This is a genomic window from Bacillus sp. 05T31 (assembly GCF_056396725.1).
Window position 1 is genome coordinate 1 of record NZ_JBFTMA010000271.1, and the last position, 5,172, is coordinate 5,172.

Sequence of the window (5,172 nt, forward strand, 5' to 3'; positions counted from 1 at the left end):
ATATACTCCTTCATTAGAAACAGGGATTTTAAACGGAATCACTCGTGCGTTTATTATAAAGGCTGCTGAAGAGCTAGATATAGAAGTAAAGGAAGGTTTCTTTACAAAAGATGAATTGCTTTCAGCGGATGAAGTGTTCGTAACGAACTCTATTCAAGAGATTGTCCCCCTTTATCGTATAGAGGAGAAAGATTTCCCGGGTAAAGTGGGAGTGGTTACAAAAAGACTTATGGATCTTTATGGAGTGCAGAGAGAGAAATTGTGGAGCAGAAATGAATTGCGAAGAGGAGATGTGTAGTTTGAAGTGGGATTATGATTTGCGCTGCGGCGAATATACATTGAACTTAAATGAAAAGACATTAATTATGGGGATTTTAAATGTAACGCCAGATTCATTTTCTGATGGTGGGAGTTACAACGAAGTAGATGCTGCGGTGCGACATGCGAAAGAAATGAAAAGTGAAGGTGCCCATATTATTGATATTGGCGGCGAATCTACCCGCCCGGGTTTCGCTAAAGTTTCAGTAGAAGAGGAAATAAAGCGAGTTGTTCCAATGATTCAGGCAGTGTCAAAAGAAGTAAAGCTACCTATTTCTATTGATACGTATAAAGCTGAGGTTGCGAAACAAGCGATTGAAGCTGGTGCTCATATTATTAATGATATTTGGGGAGCGAAGGCGGAACCGAGGATTGCTGAAGTTGCAGCCTATTATGATGTGCCCATTATCTTAATGCATAACCGAGATAATATGAATTACCGCAATTTAATGGCCGATATGATTGCTGATTTGTATGAAAGTATTAAAATTGCTAAAGATGCTGGTGTGCGAGATGAGAATATTATTTTAGACCCAGGTATCGGTTTTGCGAAAACACCTGAGCAAAATTTAGAAGCGATGCGCAATTTAGAACAGTTAAATGTACTGGGTTACCCAGTTCTCTTAGGTACTTCAAGAAAGTCCTTTATTGGCCATGTGTTAGATTTGCCAGTGGAGGAACGTCTTGAAGGAACGGGAGCTACCGTTTGTCTTGGTATTGAAAAGGGCTGTGAGTTTATCCGTGTTCATGATGTGAAAGAAATGGCGCGTATGGCYAAGATGATGGAYGCGATGATTGGTAAGGGGGYAAAGTAATTGGATAAAATTTATATCCATGATATGGAGTTTTACGGTTATCATGGTGTATTCCCAGAAGAAAATAAATTGGGTCAGAGATTTAAAGTGGATTTAACGGTGGAGTTGGATTTAAAACGTGCAGGAGAAAGTGACGACTTAGGGTATTCTGTCAATTACGGGGAGCTTTTCGAACTATGTAGAAAAGTGGTTGAAGGTAGAACGTATAAGCTTGTAGAGAGTATCGCTGAAAATATCGCTACAGATATATTGAAACAATATGAGAGTATTTCACAGTGTACAATTAAGGTAATTAAACCGGATCCGCCGATACCGGGACATTATCGTGCTGTAGCGGTAGAAATTACGAGAGAACGTCCATGAATAATATAGCGTACATTGCATTAGGTTCCAATATTGGGGAGCGTTATACTTATTTAACTGAAGCAATTCAGTTTTTAAATAAAAACCAGCATATCCAAGTTGATGATGTTTCGTCTGTATATGAAACTGATCCGGTTGGCTATACTGACCAAAATTGCTTTTTAAATTTAGTTATAAAAATTTCTACCAATTTATCACCGCAAGAATTATTGAAAGTAACACAAAAGGTAGAGAATGACCTAGGAAGAAAAAGGGAAATTAGATGGGGCCCGAGGACCATCGACCTTGACATTTTACTATATAATCAAGAAAATATYGAAGCAGAGAATCTGATTGTTCCGCATCCGCGGATGTTCGAAAGAGCTTTTGTTATCGTTCCGTTGTTAGAGATTAATCAAGATATAAAACAAAACATTTCACGTTCACAAGTAGAAGAAATGAAAAGGCGAGAGGGAGTAACGGTATGGAAGCAGAAAAATGGGGAAGACGCATTCGTGCTTTTCGAAAGCTAAAAGGCTATACGCAAGAAGGTTTTGCGAAAGAATTAGGGGTATCTGTATCGGTTTTAGGTGAAGTTGAGAGGGGCAATAGATCACCTTCCCAAGATTTTGTAGTAGAAGTCGCTAAAACATTAAACGTTTCAATAGACGAATTGATGCCAAAGTGACCGTAAAGGAAGGAGTAAGTCGGGTGTTAAAGATTGCAAATATTGAGATGAAAAATCCRGTTGTAYTAGCACCGATGGCGGGAGTGTGTAACTCTGCATTCCGTTTGACGGTAAAAGAATTTGGTGCAGGGTTAGTTTGTGCTGAAATGGTAAGTGATAAGGCAATATTACTTAATAACAAAAGAACATTAGATATGTTATATATCGATGAGAGGGAAAAGCCATTAAGTTTACAAATTTTTGGTGGAGAGAAAGAAACTCTTGTAGATGCTGCGAAATACGTAGATAAATATACGACAGCAGACATTATTGATATTAATATGGGGTGCCCAGTACCGAAAATCACTAAGTGTGATGCAGGAGCAAAGTGGCTTTTAGACCCAAATAAAATATATGAGATGGTAGCGGCGGTTGTAGATGCTGTTGAAAAGCCAGTTACAGTTAAAATGCGTATTGGTTGGGATGAAGAACATATTTTCGCAATAGAAAATGCTAGAGCTGTTGAGCGTGCTGGTGGACAAGCGATAGCKGTTCATGGGCGTACACGAGTRCAAATGTATGAAGGTAAAGCGGATTGGAATATTATTAAACAAGTAAAGCAGGCTGTAAATATTCCGGTTATCGGAAATGGTGATGTCGAAACACCACAAGATGCAAAGCGTATGCTTGATGAAATTGGTGTAGATGGCGTTATGATTGGTCGCGCTGCTCTTGGAGATCCGTGGATGATTTATCGTACGGTAAAGTATTTAGAGACAGGTGAGTTAATGCCGGAACCAACAGTGCGTGAGAAAATTGATGTATGTATGTTGCATCTAGATCGTCTTATCGATTTAAAGAACGAAAATGTTGCCGTAAGAGAGATGAGAAAGCATGCAGCTTGGTATTTAAAAGGTGTTCGTGGTAATGCGAGTGTGCGTAATGGTATCAATACTTGCGACACRCGTGARGACCTTGCGAATGTATTAGGTGCATTTGTAGAAGAAGTAGAAGCGAAACAACAAACAATTTATGTTGGTTAATAAGGGGGCATAGGAGATTGACATTCTTCTATACACTTCCTATAATTACGTGAAAGAAAGAAGAACTGCCAGTTAGTTGCTGGCAGTTTTTCTAGTTGAGTAGAAAATGCTATACTGTATATATTGTAAAAATTAATAGAGCTGGAGTGATATTAATATCATGGATAACATGAAMCACGAAGAATTAAACGACCAATTGCTTGTTCGTCGTGAAAAGCTACATAATTTRCGTGAGCAAGGAATCGATCCGTTCGGTAAACGATTTGAACGCACAAATTCAACAACTGACTTAGTAAGTCTATATGGAGAATTCTCTAAAGAAGAATTAGAAGAGAAAGAAATCACTGTTTCTATCGCTGGTCGTATTATGACAAAACGCGGTAAAGGAAAAGCGGGATTTGCGCATATTCAAGATTTACAGGGGCAAGTTCAAATTTATGTTCGTAAAGATACTGTTGGAGATGAAGAGTACGAGTTATTTACGACAGCAGATTTAGGTGACTTAGTAGGTATTGAAGGTAAAGTGTTCAAAACAAACGTTGGAGAACTTTCAGTAAAAGCAATAGGATTTACACTTTTAACGAAATCCCTTCGTCCATTACCGGATAAATACCATGGATTAAAAGATGTTGAACAACGCTATCGTCAACGTTACTTGGACTTAATTACAAGTATGGAAAGCCGTGAAACGTTCGTTACCCGTAGTAAAATCATTCGTGAAATGAGAAGATATTTAGATGACAACGGTTATCTTGAAGTAGAAACGCCTATGATGCACGCGATTGCAGGTGGAGCATCTGCTCGTCCTTTCACTACACACCATAATGCGTTAGATATGGAATTATATATGCGTATCGCAATTGAACTTCATTTAAAACGTCTTATTGTGGGTGGATTAGAAAAGGTTTATGAGATCGGCCGTGTATTCCGTAATGAGGGTGTATCAACTCGTCATAACCCTGAGTTTACGATGATTGAATTATATGAAGCGTACGCTGATTATAATGATATTATGAAACTAACAGAAAATATGGTTGCTCATATCGCGAAAAAAGTATTGGATACAACAACAATCCAATATGGTGATTATGAAATTAATCTAGAGCCAGAATGGACACGTCTTCATATGGTAGATGCAATTAAGCAACACTCTGGAGCAGATTTCTGGAATCCAATGAGTGTAGAAGAAGCGCGTGAACTTGCAAGAGAACATAATGTGGAAATTAAGAATACAATGGAAGTTGGTCATATTATTAATGAGTTCTTCGAACAAAAAGTAGAAGATAAATTAATCCAACCGACATTTATTTACGGTCATCCGGTAGAAATTTCGCCACTTGCGAAAAAGAATGACGAAGATCCACGATTCACAGATCGTTTCGAGTTATTTATCGTTGCACGTGAACATGCAAATGCATTCACTGAGTTAAATGATCCAATCGATCAAAAAGAACGTTTTGAAGCTCAACTAAAAGAGCGCGAGCAAGGTAATGACGAAGCTCACATGATGGATGATGATTATATCGAAGCTCTTGAGTACGGTATGCCTCCTACGGGAGGGTTAGGAATCGGTATTGATCGTCTTGTTATGTTATTAACAAACGCACCATCTATTCGTGACGTACTATTATTCCCAGCTATGCGCCATAAACAAGACTAAGCTTTGGAGATTTCTCCAAAGCTTTTTTTATTTCTTTATTTATTTGAGGGGAGAGAAACCTTCTATTAAAAGGAAAGCGAGATTATTACTCGTTAAATGGACGTCAGATTAAAAAACTATACTTATATAGAAGAAAGGTGCTGTTTTTATGCTTTTTTACTAAGTTAAAAATTTTATTAGAAAAACTATTGCATTTCATTTTTCTACATGATATATTAATAAMCGTCGCTGATGCGGAAACGCAGWAAACGACAAAAAAKAAATTGAAAAACTTAGTTGACATCGAAAAAYGAAGATGTTAACATAAGGAAGTCGCAAWTGAGCGAC

The 5,172-nt window shown here is 37.9% G+C and carries 7 protein-coding genes; all 7 read left to right on the plus strand.

Translation table 11 applies throughout. The annotated features are described in order from the left end of the window. The coding region (locus AC1DJR_RS16620; RefSeq protein ID WP_477003054.1) for an aminotransferase class IV at positions 1 to 298 on the plus strand (298 nt) is incomplete at its 5' end. Continuing rightward, on the plus strand, positions 273 to 1,133 hold the full coding sequence (gene folP / locus AC1DJR_RS16625; protein ID WP_477003055.1) for a dihydropteroate synthase: 861 nt from the start codon (positions 273 to 275) through the stop codon (positions 1,131 to 1,133). The genes AC1DJR_RS16620 and folP, both read left to right, overlap by 26 nt. Beyond that, entirely contained in the window at positions 1,134 to 1,496 is a 363-nt protein-coding gene (gene folB, locus AC1DJR_RS16630) for a dihydroneopterin aldolase (RefSeq protein ID WP_429692421.1), read from the plus strand. Further along, positions 1,493 to 2,008, plus strand: coding sequence for a 2-amino-4-hydroxy-6-hydroxymethyldihydropteridine diphosphokinase (gene folK / locus AC1DJR_RS16635; protein WP_002130229.1), 516 nt, complete (start codon positions 1,493 to 1,495; stop codon positions 2,006 to 2,008). Before folB ends, folK begins: the two co-directional genes overlap by 4 nt. Continuing rightward, entirely contained in the window at positions 1,960 to 2,163 is a 204-nt protein-coding gene (locus AC1DJR_RS16640) for a helix-turn-helix domain-containing protein (RefSeq protein ID WP_002009706.1), read from the plus strand. The genes folK and AC1DJR_RS16640 overlap by 49 nt, the downstream gene beginning before the upstream one ends. 23 nt (positions 2,164 to 2,186) lie before the next feature. Continuing rightward, complete coding sequence (dusB, locus tag AC1DJR_RS16645) at positions 2,187 to 3,185, plus strand: tRNA dihydrouridine synthase DusB (protein ID WP_002009708.1); 999 nt, start codon at positions 2,187 to 2,189, stop codon at positions 3,183 to 3,185. Positions 3,186 to 3,345: 160 nt separating this feature from the next. Beyond that, positions 3,346 to 4,845, plus strand: coding sequence for a lysine--tRNA ligase (gene lysS, locus AC1DJR_RS16650; protein WP_477003056.1), 1,500 nt, complete (start codon positions 3,346 to 3,348; stop codon positions 4,843 to 4,845). The last annotated feature ends 327 nt before the right edge of the window (positions 4,846 to 5,172 follow it).